13 protein-coding genes and 2 pseudogenes are annotated in these 13,560 nt (G+C 64.3%); 12 read left to right on the forward strand and 3 right to left on the reverse strand.

Translation table 11 applies throughout. From position 1 onward, the window contains the following. Window positions 1–101: 101 nt before the first annotated feature. The 9 genes and pseudogenes from paaB to HP547_RS19425 all read left to right on the forward strand — a co-directional run bounded on the left by paaB (window position 102) and on the right by HP547_RS19425 (window position 8,662). Window positions 102–383 (forward strand): 1,2-phenylacetyl-CoA epoxidase subunit PaaB, encoded by a 282-nt coding sequence (paaB, locus tag HP547_RS19385; RefSeq protein ID WP_004374528.1) that lies wholly within the window; start codon window positions 102–104, stop codon window positions 381–383. A gap of 8 nt (window positions 384–391) precedes the next feature. Next, the gene (paaC, locus tag HP547_RS19390; RefSeq protein WP_172220973.1) at window positions 392–1,150 is read left to right on the forward strand and encodes a 1,2-phenylacetyl-CoA epoxidase subunit PaaC; all 759 of its coding nucleotides are present in this window, start codon (window positions 392–394) and stop codon (window positions 1,148–1,150) included. Continuing rightward, window positions 1,137–1,670, forward strand: a complete 534-nt coding sequence (gene paaD / locus HP547_RS19395) for a 1,2-phenylacetyl-CoA epoxidase subunit PaaD (protein WP_172220976.1) — start codon at window positions 1,137–1,139, stop codon at window positions 1,668–1,670. The genes paaC and paaD overlap by 14 nt, the downstream gene beginning before the upstream one ends. A gap of 15 nt (window positions 1,671–1,685) precedes the next feature. Continuing rightward, window positions 1,686–2,762, forward strand: coding sequence for a 1,2-phenylacetyl-CoA epoxidase subunit PaaE (gene paaE / locus HP547_RS19400; protein WP_172287111.1), 1,077 nt, complete (start codon window positions 1,686–1,688; stop codon window positions 2,760–2,762). Between the two features lie 170 nt (window positions 2,763–2,932). Further along, window positions 2,933–3,241: a DUF485 domain-containing protein gene (locus HP547_RS19405; RefSeq protein ID WP_012272262.1), complete on the forward strand. Its 309-nt coding sequence runs from the start codon at window positions 2,933–2,935 to the stop codon at window positions 3,239–3,241. After that, window positions 3,232–4,800: pseudogene (locus HP547_RS19410) on the forward strand (cation acetate symporter); the annotation flags it as partial. The gene HP547_RS19405 and the pseudogene HP547_RS19410, both read left to right, overlap by 10 nt. A gap of 39 nt (window positions 4,801–4,839) precedes the next feature. Then, window positions 4,840–6,072 carry an OprD family porin gene (locus HP547_RS19415; RefSeq protein WP_172287113.1) on the forward strand — a complete coding sequence of 411 codons (1,233 nt, stop codon included), beginning with the start codon at window positions 4,840–4,842 and terminating at the stop codon, window positions 6,070–6,072. A gap of 37 nt (window positions 6,073–6,109) precedes the next feature. After that, complete coding sequence (gene paaZ / locus HP547_RS19420; RefSeq protein ID WP_172287114.1) at window positions 6,110–8,164, forward strand: phenylacetic acid degradation bifunctional protein PaaZ; 2,055 nt, start codon at window positions 6,110–6,112, stop codon at window positions 8,162–8,164. Between the two features lie 198 nt (window positions 8,165–8,362). Further along, window positions 8,363–8,662, forward strand: a complete 300-nt coding sequence (locus HP547_RS19425) for a hypothetical protein (RefSeq protein WP_172220991.1) — start codon at window positions 8,363–8,365, stop codon at window positions 8,660–8,662. Between the two features lie 32 nt (window positions 8,663–8,694). Here HP547_RS19425 and HP547_RS19430 read toward each other — a convergent pair whose 3' ends face one another. Further along, window positions 8,695–10,317, reverse strand: a complete 1,623-nt coding sequence (locus HP547_RS19430) for a hybrid sensor histidine kinase/response regulator (protein ID WP_172287115.1) — start codon at window positions 10,315–10,317, stop codon at window positions 8,695–8,697. Between the two features lie 101 nt (window positions 10,318–10,418). Here HP547_RS19430 and HP547_RS19435 point away from each other — a divergent pair, with 101 nt between their 5' ends. Next, window positions 10,419–11,033 (forward strand): response regulator transcription factor, encoded by a 615-nt coding sequence (locus HP547_RS19435; RefSeq protein ID WP_172220997.1) that lies wholly within the window; start codon window positions 10,419–10,421, stop codon window positions 11,031–11,033. Window positions 11,034–11,184: 151 nt separating this feature from the next. Next, window positions 11,185–11,355 (forward strand): hypothetical protein, encoded by a 171-nt coding sequence (locus HP547_RS19440; protein ID WP_172220914.1) that lies wholly within the window; start codon window positions 11,185–11,187, stop codon window positions 11,353–11,355. A 25-nt stretch (window positions 11,356–11,380) separates the two neighbouring features. On the opposite strand, the gene HP547_RS19445 is transcribed toward HP547_RS19440, so the two are convergent. Together HP547_RS19445 and HP547_RS19450 are read right to left on the reverse strand one after the other, a co-directional pair. Further along, window positions 11,381–11,650 (reverse strand): DUF6555 family protein, encoded by a 270-nt coding sequence (locus HP547_RS19445; protein ID WP_172221000.1) that lies wholly within the window; start codon window positions 11,648–11,650, stop codon window positions 11,381–11,383. Window positions 11,651–11,792: 142 nt separating this feature from the next. After that, window positions 11,793–11,948 (reverse strand): annotated as a pseudogene (locus HP547_RS19450) (general stress protein); the annotation flags it as partial. Between the two features lie 315 nt (window positions 11,949–12,263). On the opposite strand from HP547_RS19450, the gene HP547_RS19455 reads away from it, so the two are divergent. Then, window positions 12,264–13,560, forward strand: a 1,297-nt coding sequence (locus HP547_RS19455) for a chemotaxis protein CheB (protein ID WP_306140559.1), incomplete at its 3' end; no start/stop codon positions are given.

Raw genomic sequence — 13,560 nt, forward strand, 5'->3', positions numbered from 1 at the left:
CATCGACGACGGCGCCTGGGTACGCGAGGCCGCGGTGGCCTACGCGCGCAAGCAACAGAACAAGAGCGCCGCTTGAGCGGCGATTGATGCGGAGATCGAAAATGTCTGTCTGGACCCTTTACGAAGTGTTCGTGCGCAGCAAGCACGGCCTTAACCACAAGCATGTCGGCAGCGTGCATGCCGCCGATGCCGCCATGGCCATCGAAAACGCCCGCGAGCTTTACACCCGCCGCAGCGAAGGCGTCAGCCTGTGGGTAGTGCCTTCGGCACTTATCACCGCCTCTTCGCCTGACGAGAAAGACCCGCTGTTCGCCCCGTCGGACGACAAGGTCTACCGCCATGCCAGCTTCTACGAACTGCCCGACGAAGTCGGACACATGTGAGGTTGATCATGCATAACCAAGCCCTTGTCCCCTACCTGCTGTTGCTCGGTGACAGCGCCCTGGTGCAGGGTCAGCGCCTTTGCCAATGGTGCGGCCACGCCCCTGCCATCGAAGAAGAGCTGGCCCTGATGAATGTTGGCCTTGACCTGGTCGGCCAGGCACGCAACTGGCTGGAGTACGCCGCCGAACTGCTGGATGACGGCCGCGATGCCGATGCCTTGGCCTTCCGCCGAGACGAGCGGGCTTATCGCAACCTGTTGCTGGTCGAACAACCCAACGGCGATTTTGCCGTGACCATGACCAAGCAGTTTCTCTATGACGCCTGGCACCTCGCCGTGCTCCAGGGGTTGGTCGAATCGAGCGATCCGCGTATTGCCGGTATTGCCGCCAAGGCAGTGAAAGAAGTCACCTACCACCTGCGTCGGTCCAGCGAGTGGGTGCAGCGCCTGGGCGATGGCACTGAAGAAAGCCGCCAGCGCATGCTCGCTGCCATCCCGGCACTGTGGCGCTTTACCGTCGAGCTGTGTGCTGCCAGCGACAATGAGGTGCAGCTGGCGAACGCGGGTATCGGCGCCAACCCCGCCAGCGTCGCCAGTGCCTGGCTGAAGCAGGTAAGCGAGACGTTCGCGGCGGTCGAACTGCCACTGCCCAAGGCGGCCAGCTACTTCTACCTGGACGGCCGCAAGGGCCTGCACACCGAGCACCTCGGCCTGCTGCTGGCCGAAATGCAATTCCTGCCGAGGGCTTACCCCGATGCAACCTGGTGAGCTGATTGCCGGCGACCGCGGTGCGCGAGCGCAGCATGGCGATGACCTGGCCCGCGCCTGGGCAGTTCTGGGCCAGGTCATGGACCCGGAAGTGCCTGTGGTCAGCGTGGTCGACTTGGGGATCGTCCGCGACCTCGACTGGCGCGCCGGCCACCTGCACCTGGTGGTTACACCGACCTACTCCGGCTGCCCGGCCACCGAGGTGATCGAGGGGGATATCCGCCAGGCGCTGGAGCAGGCAGGGTTTTCCGCGCCTGACCTTGAGCGCCGGCTGACCCCGGCGTGGAGCACCGACTGGATCAGCGAACTGGGCCGCGAGCGCCTGCGCGCCTATGGCATCGCACCGCCGCAAGGCAGCGCCAGCAAGCGCAGCCTGTTGGGTGACGCTCCCCAGGTGTGCTGCCCGCAGTGCGGCAGTACCCATACCGAATTGCTCAGCCAGTTCGGCTCCACGGCCTGCAAGGCGCTGTACCGCTGCTGCGAGTGCCTGGAGCCGTTCGACTATTTCAAATGCATTTGAGCCGTGGAGAACGCCATGAGCCAGTTTCACAGCCTGACCATCAAGCAAGTGCGCAACGAGACGCGTGATGCGGTGTCGATTGCCTTCGACGTGCCTGAGCACCTGCAAGCGCAGTTCCGTTTCACCCAGGGCCAGTACCTGGTCATGCGGACCCGGCTGGACGATGAAGAGGTCCGCCGCTCCTACTCGATCTGCAGTGCCGTGCACGACGGCGAGTTGCGCGTGGCCGTCAAGCGCGTGCCGGGCGGGCGTTTCTCGGCGTTTGCCAATGAAGTGCTCAAGGCCGGCCAGCAGCTGGAGGTGATGCCGCCATCGGGCAGCTTCTTCGTGCCGCTGGACCCGGCTCGCCGGGGTAATTACCTGGGCGTGGCCGCCGGCAGCGGCATCACCCCGATCCTGTCGATCATCAGTACTACCCTGGCCAGCGAGCCACACAGCCGCTTCACCTTGCTGTACGGCAACCGTTCGAGCTCCGGGGCGCTGTTCCGCGACAGGCTGGAAGACCTGAAAAACCGCTACCTCGACCGCCTCAACCTGATTTTCGTGTTCAGCCGTGAGCAGCAGGATATCGACCTGTACAACGGCCGCATCGATGCCGACAAATGCGGCCAGCTGTTCTCGCGCTGGCTGGATGTTCCAGACCTGGATGCAGCGTTCATCTGTGGCCCGCAGGCGATGACCGAGACCGTGCGTGACAGCCTGCAGGCCAATGGCCTGAGCAAGCAACGCATTCATTTCGAGCTGTTCGCCGCAGCCGGCAGCGAAGCCCGCCGCGAGGCCCGTGGGGCCGCCCGGCAGGTAGACGCGGCGGTCAGCCACATTACCGTGATCAGCGACGGCCGCGCCCTGAGCTTCGACCTGCCACGCAACAGCCAGAACGTGCTGGACGCCGGCAATGCCATCGGTGCCGAACTGCCCTATTCGTGCAAGGCCGGCGTGTGCTCGACCTGCAAGTGCCGGGTGATCGAAGGCGAAGTGGAGATGGACAGCAACCATGCCCTGGAGGACTACGAAGTGGCGGCCGGGTATGTGCTGTCGTGCCAGAGCTACCCGGTAAGCGACAAGGTGGTGCTCGACTTCGACCAGCTCTGAGACCGCGTCGCCTGCTTCGCGGGCGCGCCCGCTCCCACAGGTAGGGCGCTGCCCCTTGGCCTTGTGCAATCCCTGTGGGAGCGGGTTCACCCGCGAAGCGGCCATCAGCACCAACCCAGTACCCGCGTGACCTCACCAAAAACAATTACAACACCCAGAGATCGCAACCCATGACACCCGAACGCATAGAAAGCATCGCCAACCACCCCGACTTCCAGCACCTGGTGCGGCGCAAGCGTCGCCTCAACGGCAGCCTGACCCTGGCGATGCTGGTGATCTACTACGGCTTCGTCCTGCTGGTGGCGTTCTCGCCCAGCACCCTTGGGCAGTCGCTTAGCGGCGGCGTGACCACCGTCGGCATGCTGGTGGGCGTACTGATGGTGCTGCTGTCCTTTGCCCTGACCGGTATCTACGTGCACCGCGCCAACAACGTGCTCGACCCGCTCAACGACAAGGTCAAGCAGGAGTGCGCGCAATGAACTGGACTGCCATCTCGATGTTCATGGTGTTCGTCTGCTTTACCCTGCTGGTCACCCGCTGGGCCGCCCTGCGTACCCGCTCGGCCAGCGACTTCTACACCGCGGGCGGCGGACTGACCGGCATGCAGAACGGCCTGGCGATTGCGGGCGACATGATCAGCGCCGCCTCATTCCTGGGCATCTCGGCGATGATGTTCATGAACGGCTATGACGGCCTGCTCTATGCCCTGGGCGTGCTCGCCGGCTGGCCGATCATCCTGTTCCTGATCGCCGAACGCCTGCGCAACCTGGGCAAGTACACCTTCGCCGATGTGGTCAGCTATCGCCTGGCGCAGACCCCGGTGCGCCTGACCTCGGCCTTTGGCACCCTGGTGGTAGCCTTGATGTACCTGGTGGCGCAGATGGTCGGTGCCGGCAAGCTGATCGAGCTGCTGTTCGGCATCAGCTACCTGTATGCGGTGATGCTGGTCGGCGTGCTGATGGTCGCCTACGTCACCTTCGGCGGCATGCTGGCCACCACCTGGGTGCAGATCATCAAGGCAGTGATGCTGCTCTCGGGGACCACGTTCATGGCCTTCATGGTGCTCAGGCACTTCGGCTTCAGCACCGAGGCCATGTTCGCCAGCGCCGTCGCCGTGCACGCCAAGGGCCAGGCGATCATGGCCCCGGGCGGCTTGTTGTCGAACCCGATAGATGCCATTTCGCTGGGCCTGGGCATGATGTTCGGTACCGCCGGCCTGCCGCATATCCTGATGCGCTTCTTCACCGTCAGCGACGCCAAGGAAGCACGCAAGAGCGTGTTCTACGCCACCGGTTTCATCGGTTACTTCTACTTGCTGCTGATCGTGGTCGGCTTTGGCGCCATCGTCATGGTCGGCACCGAGCCGTCCTACCGTGACGCCAGCGGCGCGATCATCGGCGGCGGCAACATGGTCGCCGTGCACCTGGCCCAGGCCGTGGGTGGCAACCTGTTCCTTGGCTTCATCTCCGCCGTGGCCTTCGCCACCATCCTGGCCGTTGTCGCCGGCCTGGCGCTGTCCGGCGCATCGGCGGTTTCCCACGACCTGTATGCCTGCGTCATGCGCAAAGGCAAAGCCACCGAGCAAGAGGAAATGCGCGTGTCGCGCATCGCCACGCTGGTGATCGGCCTGCTGGCAGTGATCCTCGGCCTGATGTTCGAGTCGCAGAACATCGCCTTCCTCTCCGGGCTGGTACTGGCGGTGGCCGCTTCGGTCAACTTCCCGGTGCTGCTGCTCTCGATGTTCTGGAAAGGCCTGACCACCCGTGGTGCGGTATGCGGCAGCATGGCCGGCCTGGTTTCGGCAGTGGTGCTGGTGGTACTGGGCCCGGCGGTATGGGTCAACGTCCTGCACCACGAACAGGCGCTGTTCCCTTACAGCAACCCGGCACTGTTCTCCATGAGCCTGGCGTTCCTCGGTGCCTGGATGTTCTCGGTCACCGACAGCTCCGAACGTGCCGCTGAAGAGCGTGGCCGCTACCTGGCCCAGTTCATCCGCTCCATGACCGGTATTGGCGCCGCCGGCGCCAGCAAGCACTGACCTCAGGGAAGAACGACCATGTCGGGTAAAACAACAACAATGAACCGCACGCATGTCATGACAGCCGCCTGGCTGGCCACCCTCGCCCTGCCCTTGCCGGCGCTGGCGGACCTTATCGGCGACAGCCATGCACGCCTGGAGCTGCGCAACCACTACATCAACCGCGACTTCCGCCAGAGCAACGCCGCGCAGGCCAAGGCCGAGGAATGGGGCCAAGGCTTCACCGCCAGGCTGGAGTCGGGCTTCACCGATGGCCCGGTCGGTTTTGGCGTCGACGCCATGGGCCAGCTGGGCATCAAGCTGGACTCCAGCCGTGACCGGCGCAACACCGGCCTGCTGCCGTACGGCCCGAACAGCCAGGAACCGGTCGACGACTACAGTGAGCTGGGCCTGACCGGCAAGGTGCGCGTGTCCAAGAGCACCCTGCGCCTGGGTACCTTGCAGCCAATCCTGCCCGTGGTGGTGTACAACGACACCCGTCTGCTGGCGTCCACTTTCCAGGGCGGCGTGCTCAACAGCCAGGACCTCGAAGGGCTTACCTTCAACGCTGGCCGCCTGACCAAGGCCAACCTGCGCGATTCCTCGGGCCGCGACGACATCGGCTACGGCGCCGCCAGCAGCGACAACCTGGACTTTGGCGGCGGCAGCTATGCCATCACCCCGCTGACCAGTGTCAGCTACTACTACGCCAAGCTCGAGGACATCTACCGCCAGCAGTTTGTCGGCCTGATCGATACCCGCCCACTGGCCGAAGGTGTGAGCTTGCGCAGCGACCTGCGCTACTTCGACAGCCGCAATGACGGCGCCGAGCGCGCCGGCAATATCGACAACCGCAACTTCAACGCCATGTTCACCCTCGGCGTGCGGGCGCATAAATTCACCGCCGCCTGGCAGCAGATGTCGGGTGACAGCGCCTTCCCGTTCGTCAATGGCGGCGACCCGTTCACCGTCAACCTGGTCACCTACAACACCTTCACCCGCGCCGGGCTGGACTCGTGGCAGCTGCGCTACGACTACGACTTCGTCGCCATGGGTATCCCGGGCCTGAGCTTCATGACCCGTTACACCGACGGCCGCCACGCCGAAACCGCGACCATCAGCAATGGCCGCGAGCGCGAACGCGATACCGACCTCACCTACGTGATCCAGAGCGGCCCGCTCAAGGACGTCAGCCTGCGCTGGCGCAACGTCACCTTCCGTTCCGGCAATGGCCTGACCAACGCCGTCGACGAAAACCGCCTGATCATCGGCTACACCCTGGCGCTGTGGTAACAGCGCCCCCCTACTTCTGAACAGCATGGAGAACAGCATGTCTGCCGCCCCTACTCTGCAAAGCTTCATCGCCGGCCGTTGGCTTGGCCAGCACGGCGCCCAGGCCCTGCGCAGCGCCCTCGACGGCCACGTGCTGGCCTACAGCCATGAAGAGCGCCCGGACTTCGCCGAAGCCGTGGCCTTCGCCCGTGCCCGCGGCCTTGCCACGCTGATGGCCATGGATTTCCAGCAACGCGCCCAGCGCCTGAAAGCGTTGGCCCTTTACCTGGCCGAGCACAAGGAGCAGCTCTACGCGTTGTCCCACCACAGCGGCGCCACCCGTGCCGACAGCTGGATCGACATCGAGGGCGGCAATGCCACACTGTTTGCCTATGCGGGCATCGGCAGCCGTGAACTGCCATCGGCCAACCAGGTGCACGAAGGCCCGGCGATCCCGTTGGGTAAGCAGGGCCATTTCGCTGGCAGCCATATCCTGGTGCCGCGCGCTGGCGTGGCAGTGCACATCAACGCGTTCAACTTCCCGATCTGGGGCATGCTGGAGAAGTTCGCCCCGACCTTCCTGGCCGGCATGCCGTGCATCGTCAAGCCGGCGACCTCCACCAGCTACCTGACCGAAGCCGTGGTGCGCCTGATGAACGCATCCGGGCTGCTGCCAGAAGGCAGCCTGCAACTGGTGATTGGTAGCACCGGCGACCTGCTCGAGCGCCTTCAAGGCCAGGATGTGGTGACCTTTACCGGCTCGGCCGATACCGCCGCCAAATTGCGCGTCACGCCGAACCTGATCCGCAATTCGGTGCCGTTCACGGCCGAGGCCGATTCGCTGAACTGCGCCATCCTCGGCCCGGACGTCACCCCGGACACTGAGGAGTTCGAGCTGTACATCAAGGAGGTAGTGCGGGAAATGACCACCAAGGCCGGGCAGAAATGCACCGCCATCCGCCGCGTCATCGTGCCGGCCAGGCATATCGATGCGGTTGCTACGCGCCTGCGCGAGCGCCTGAGCAAGGTGGTGGTCGGTGACCCGTCGCTGGAAGGCGTGCGTATGGGCGCCCTGGCCTCCCACGACCAGCAGCATGATGTGGCCGAGCGGGTGCGCAGCCTGCTGCAGAGTTGCGACCAGCTGTTCGGCGCCAGCGATGGCTTTGCCCCGCGTGGCGAAGGCGTGGCCGAGGGTGCGTTCTTTGCCCCGACCTTGCTGCACGCCCGCGACCCGCATGCCGAAGGCGGTGCCCACGATATCGAGGCGTTCGGCCCGGTCAGCACGCTGATGGCCTACCACGACCTCGATGAAGCCCTGGCGCTCGCCGCTCGCGGCAAGGGCAGCCTGGTAGCGACGCTGGTAACGGCCGACCGCAGCGTAGCCGCCAAGGCCATTCCGGTGGCAGCTGCCTGGCACGGCCGCCTGCTGGTGCTGGACAGCGAGGCCGCCAAGGAATCCACCGGTCATGGCTCGCCGCTGCCACAGCTCAAGCACGGTGGCCCCGGCCGCGCCGGTGGCGGTGAAGAGCTGGGTGGCCTGCGCGCGGTCAAGCACTACCTGCAACGCGCTGCCGTGCAGGGTTCGCCGAGCATGCTCACGGCGGTAACCGGTGAATATGTGCGCGGTGGCGAAGTGATCGAAACCGAAGTGCATCCGTTCCGCCGGTATTTCGAGCAGCTGCGCATCGGTGAATCGCTGCTTACCCACCGCCGTACCGTGACCGAAGCCGACCTGGTCAACTTCGGCTGCCTGTCGGGGGACCACTTCTACATGCACTTCGACGAGATCGCGGCCAAGCAGTCGCAGTTCGGCAAGCGCATTGCCCACGGCTACTTCGTGCTGTCGGCGGCGGCCGGGCTGTTCGTTTCGCCAGGTGCCGGGCCGGTACTGGCCAACTACGGCCTGGATACCCTGCGCTTCATCAACCCGGTAGGTATTGGCGATACCATCCAGGCGCGGCTGACCTGCAAGCGCAAGATCGACCAGGGCAAGACCAGCCCGCTGGGCCAGCCGCAGGGCGTGGTGGCATGGGATGTGGAGGTGACCAACCAGCTGGGTGAGCTGGTGGCCAGCTACGACATCCTGACGCTGGTGCTGAAGCAGCCACAATGATGGGGTGAGGCTACCGGCCTCTTCGCGGGCGCGCCCGCTCCCACAGGGATATGAATCCCCTGTGGGAGCGGGTTCACCCGCGAGGAGGCGGCACAGGCTACATAAAGGCCAAGGGCCACCTCGTACATCCGCCCTAATCGCCCCATCACCCCCTCGGCGTTATAGTCCAGTGAGAACAACGCCAAGGAAGTCCCCATCATGCACCCCATCAAGCTCGTCCTCAGTGCCGCCCTGCTGGTCGGCGTCGCCGGCTGCCAGACCATCAACCCCTCCGAAGATACCCTCAAGCAGCGCACCGAATTCGCCCTCAACACCAAGGTATCCAAAGTCGCCGATGTGCGCAGCGACAGCACCATCACCTACTACACCGCCACCACCGCCAAAGGCCAGTACGAGTGCCAGATGCCCAGCGGTGGCATCGTCGCCGTGGCCGGCATGGGCCTTTACCAGCCTACCCCTTCGTGCATGAAGGAAGGCCAGGCATTGATGCTCCAGTAACCCACGCAAAACCTTTGCGCCCTGTCGCCGGTCTAGCCGACCGGCGCCGCAGGCAGCTCGCGCAACGCGCGCAGGGCGGCACGCAGTTCGGCTGGACGCACCGGTTTGGAAAGCACGGCGATATCACGCTCATGCACCTCTGCCTGAATCTTCTCCGGGTCGTGCCCGGTCATTATCAACGCTGGCACCGCCCATCCACGCTGGGCCCTGAGGCGGTCGATGCAATCGATGCCGGTGGCGTCCTGGCCCAGGTCATAATCCGCGACAATCACCTCGCAATCGCTGCTCAGGCCGCTTGGCGAGCTGTGCGCTTCTACCTCGCAGCCCCATTTCTGCAGCAATGCCGAGGTTGCCCGCAGCACGTTGCGGTCGTCCTCGACCAGGCACACCCGCAAGCCGCCGAGCAGGCCGGGCGCTGCCGGCGAGCGTTGCGCCGAAGGCTGGTCCGGTTGTGCCTGCAGGCGTGGCAAACCCTGCAGAGTTACCGCCGTGCCGCGCCCCGGCCGCGAGCGCAAGCGGACTTCCAGCCCCATCAGGTGCCCCAGTCGGCGGACGATCGACAAGCCCAGCCCGACGCCTTCGACATCCTTGTCACGGCCCTGCCGTACCCGGTAGAACTCCTCGAACACCAGCCCCTGATGCGCCTCGGCAATGCCTCGCCCCTGGTCGCAGACGACAATGGCCAGGTCCCGGCCGCAGCGTCGTACCGCGATCAACAACGGGCGCTGCGCGGCGTATTTGAAACTGTTGGATATGACGTTCTGGACCATGGTCGCCAGCATGCCGCGGTCGGCACGGGTCCAGTAGCTGCAGGGCCGCAAACGAATGTCCACGCCTGCCCAGCGCGCGGCCTCGCTGTTGTTGCGCAGCAGTTCAGCCAGGAAATCACCCAAGGCAAAGGTTTCGTAATGGGGCTGCACCCGCCCGTTGTCCAGCGTGTACAGGTCAAGAATCGAGCGAAACAGCTGCGATACGTTGAGCAACGAACGGTCGATGCTGTCCACCAGCCGCCGCTCATCCTCGCCCAGCGGCGCCTCGCGCAGGCAGGCGGTGAACAGGCCGATGGAGTGGATAGGCTGGCGCAGGTCATGGCTGGCCTGAGCCAGAAAGCGGGACTTTTCCTGATTCGCCGCTATCGCCTGTTCCGAGGCCTTGCGCGTGCGCTCCAGCAGCAGGTGCGCATACACCGGAATGACCGTGCTGGTGGTCAGCAGCATCAGCACCATGAACGGGTTGGCCTGCCAGTAAGGCGTAAGCTGATAGACCACCAGCAAGGCCGCCAGCGCCAGCACGGTGGCAATTGCCAGGTAGCGCGAGCCGAAGCGCATGCCGTTGCCCAGGTTCACCCACACCATGACCGCATAAATCGGCAGCGCCGCTTCGCCGCCTATCACCAGGCCGAAACAGGTGCCAGTGTAGTCATGCAGCATGCCCAGCACCCGGCGCCAGGGGTAATGGCCGGGCCAGCGGGCGATGGCCTGGCGAAGGCCGACCGACACCAGCAGGAACGAGACGATGTAGTAGATCACCGGCAGGTATCGCGCATGCGACTCGCCTGGCATGAAACCCAGCAGACCCATGTATGCCAGGGCGCAGCAGGCGACGATGAGGCGCAGGTTGGCTTGATCGAGCTCGTTGTTCTTGTCCAGGTCCATGGGCATTGTCCTTGTGCACATTTCGCGAGGCGGCACAGTCCGTGTAAGGCTGCTAAATTAGCATGGCCCGGTTCGCTGGTGGCTACAGGGAGTTGCCAGACGTGAAATGCCGCATCATTGTCGCCGATGACCATCCGCTGTTCAGGGACGCCATGGCCCGCACCGTCCGGCGGGTGGTGCCCGGTGCCTGCGTGGAAGAAGCCGGGGACCTTGCCGAAGTCTTCGCGCTGAGTGCCACTGGCGAGATACCCGACACCCTGGTGCTGGACCTGCGCTTCCCCGGCCTTACCGATATCCAGTGCCTTTCCCAGGTACGCCGGCAACTGCCACGTACAACGCTTATCGTGGTTTCAGCGGTCGATGACCCTGCGCTGATCGAGCAGGTGATGGCCACAGGTGTCGACGGTTTCATTGGCAAGGACAGCATGCCGGAAGACATTGGCGCAGCCATCCTGGCGATCCGCGAGGGCGAAGTATTGGTCAGGTACACCCCCTCGGGCTTGTTCCCTGGCGTCAGCCCCGACGGCGCGGTGGAGCAGCTTACTCAGCGCCAACATGAGGTACTGCGGCTGATTGCCCAAGGCAGGACCAACAAGGAAATTGCCAAGGCCCTGAACATTTCGCCCTTCACCGTGCGCATCCATGTGTCCTGCCTGCTCAAGGCATTGAAGGTCACCTCGCGTACGGCCGCGGCGGTTAAATACAGCGGGAGCTGAACCGTTGGTCAGGCTCCAGCGCACCTGCAAGGACTTCTACCGACCCGCCGACCCTCTCAGTAACTGAGGGGTGGCCAAAAAATTCGCCTCTCACGCCTGCAGTGGCCCGCCGGCCAGGCGGGCTTTATTTACCCGAAAGGAGGCCCGGAACATGAATCACAAGCTATCGATGGGAGGCGGGAACGTGGAGGATGACTGGCCAGAGCTGGAGCCGGACCGGCGCAACGACCAGGTCCCCGACCCTGACGCCGACCCTGATTTGACGGATGACGAGCAGAATCGGCCCGGCGTACCGGCGAGCGACCCGGAGTCGGGTGCCTGACTCGCCGATTGCCTGCACAGCAGAATCAGGCAGTGGTGGCGGGGTCTTCCAGCGACTGGCCGGGCTTGCTGCCCGATACCCGCCAACTCACTTCAGTCACCCCATAGCGCTCGGCCATGGGCCTGCTCACCTTGCGAATCTTTTCGCGCCCGAATTTCGGGATGATGCCAATCCCCGCGTCGCAGCTTGCCCAATGCCAGGCCTCGGCATTGTCCAGATGTTCCAGGCGGATGATGAAACTGCGCGGCTTGCCATGCAGTTGGTAGTCGATGATGTACAACTGGGGATTAGGCATCGCTGGGCCCTCCTCTTTTCCATGGATGACTTTCAGATTGAGTCGGGTGGGGCCGGAAAGATTCAAAATTTGTGAAATCCTGGGCGTGAATGGTTACCCGGCAGCTCACCACCGGGCAACCGCTGCAGTCACGCCGGGGGTTTTAGGGATTACGGCTACCGCCGTGGCTGTTCTGGCCACCTTTGCGGCCCGCTTCCGAGGCGCGTTGGCGGTCATTGGCGAAGTTGCCGCCGGATACCTGGCCGCCTTTCTGCCCCGCGCGGGAGGCCTTTTCACGGTCATTGGCAAAATTGCCCGGGTTGGTTTCCTTGGTGCCGCCACGTTGGCTGGTTTGATCCGGATCACGAGCCATGTCGTCTCTCCTTGAGGGATACGAGGTAACACGGTGTTATGCCGTGCTCTTGTTCCGAACACGCAAGGGCGCCAGGCGCTCAGTCGCAGTAGGCACTTGCGGACGAGTGGCGCCAAATGACTTCGCGGTCACCCATTGGCGGACTATCCGTTTGCGCACGCGCGAGTGCTCGCTGTTGCTTCGCAGGCCTGCCTATAATGGGGCTCACATGCCCGGCGATGCGTCGATGGGCCGTCTGTCAGGTCTGCACAAGGCACCGCCATGAAGTCGTCTGCTAACCAGCCCGCTGCCCCGCAGGACCCGAACCTGAGCCCAAGCCACCTGGACTTTCCGGTCGTTGGCATCGGTGCCTCGGCCGGGGGCCTTGAGGCCATCTGCACAATGTTCCGGCAGATGCCTGCCGATTCGGGCATGGCGTTCGTCATCGTGCTGCACCTGTCACCGGATCATCAGAGCGTCGCCGACCGTATCATCCAGGAAACCACTGCCATGCCGGTGCGCCAGGTGACCGAGCCGGTGCCGATCGAGCGCAACCATGTCTACGTCATTTCGCCGGCCAACAGGTTGTCGACCAATGACGGCTATTTGCGCGTGACGCCTGCCAACCGGCGCCGGGGTGACCATGTCGCCATCGACCTGTTTTTCCGCGACCTGGCCGACGTGCACAAGGACCATGCGTTTTGCGTGGTCTTGTCCGGCACCGGTGCCGATGGCGCAGTCGGGCTGTCGCGCATCAAGGAGCAAGGCGGGGTCACCCTGGTGCAAACGCCAGACGACGCCCAGTACGACAGCATGCCGCGGGCCGCGATCGAGACCGGGATGGTCGACGTCATCCTGCCCGCCGCCGAGATACCGCAGAAACTGCTGGAGTTGTGGCGCAACGCCCGCAAAGTCAGGTTGCCGCGAATCGATGACGATACCCTGCCGCCTCCGCTGGGTACCCGGGTCGGCGACCCGCAGGCCTTCGAGCCCCTGCTCGAAGAAATCCTCCTGCAGTTGCGCAGCACCACCGGGCATGACTTCCAGCACTACAAACGTGCCACCGTGCTGCGCCGCATAGAACGGCGCCTGCATGTGACGGGGCAAGCCGACCTTGGGGCGTACCTGCGCTACCTGGAGGAGCACAGCGAGGAGTCTGCGGCGCTGTTGGCAGATATGCTGATTGGCGTTACCAACTTTTTCCGCGACCGTGAAGCGTTCGAGGCGCTGGAACGGCATGTGCTGCCGCAGCTGGTCAGCGAACCCGAACCCGCCGAGGGTTCAGGCGAAATCCGCATCTGGTCCGCCGGTTGCTCGACCGGCGAAGAAGCCTACAGCCTGGCGATACTCGCCAGCGAGCAGCTGGCGCTGGAACAGCGCGCCAGCAAGGTCCAGGTGTTTGCCACCGACCTGGACGAGCGGGCGATCGGCATCGCCCGGGGCGGCTGCTACTCTGAGGCGATCGTCACCGATGTACCGCCTTCGCGGTTGCGCCAGTTTTTCGCGAAGGAGGACCAGCATTACCGGGTGCGCAAGGAAGTTCGCGAAAAAGTCCTGTTTGCCCGGCACAACCTGTTGT

It is taken from the genome of Pseudomonas sp. CM27, from assembly GCF_013179515.1.
In the GTDB taxonomy this organism is placed as follows: domain Bacteria; phylum Pseudomonadota; class Gammaproteobacteria; order Pseudomonadales; family Pseudomonadaceae; genus Aquipseudomonas.

Excerpts from the sequence above, each read along its gene's own strand:
- paaE (WP_172287111.1), top strand. The coding sequence starts at position 1,686 with ATGAGCCAGTTTCACAGCCTGACCATCAAGCAAGTGCGCAACGAGACG.
- paaZ (WP_172287114.1), top strand. The coding sequence starts at position 6,110 with ATGTCTGCCGCCCCTACTCTGCAAAGCTTCATCGCCGGCCGTTGGCTT.
- paaB (WP_004374528.1), top strand. The coding sequence starts at position 102 with ATGTCTGTCTGGACCCTTTACGAAGTGTTCGTGCGCAGCAAGCACGGC.
- HP547_RS19430 (WP_172287115.1), bottom strand. The coding sequence starts at position 10,317 with ATGGACCTGGACAAGAACAACGAGCTCGATCAAGCCAACCTGCGCCTC.
- HP547_RS19405 (WP_012272262.1), top strand. The coding sequence starts at position 2,933 with ATGACACCCGAACGCATAGAAAGCATCGCCAACCACCCCGACTTCCAG.
- paaD (WP_172220976.1), top strand. The coding sequence starts at position 1,137 with ATGCAACCTGGTGAGCTGATTGCCGGCGACCGCGGTGCGCGAGCGCAG.
- HP547_RS19415 (WP_172287113.1), top strand. The coding sequence starts at position 4,840 with ATGAACCGCACGCATGTCATGACAGCCGCCTGGCTGGCCACCCTCGCC.
- HP547_RS19445 (WP_172221000.1), bottom strand. The coding sequence starts at position 11,650 with ATGCCTAATCCCCAGTTGTACATCATCGACTACCAACTGCATGGCAAG.
- HP547_RS19425 (WP_172220991.1), top strand. The coding sequence starts at position 8,363 with ATGCACCCCATCAAGCTCGTCCTCAGTGCCGCCCTGCTGGTCGGCGTC.
- paaC (WP_172220973.1), top strand. The coding sequence starts at position 392 with ATGCATAACCAAGCCCTTGTCCCCTACCTGCTGTTGCTCGGTGACAGC.
- HP547_RS19440 (WP_172220914.1), top strand. The coding sequence starts at position 11,185 with ATGAATCACAAGCTATCGATGGGAGGCGGGAACGTGGAGGATGACTGG.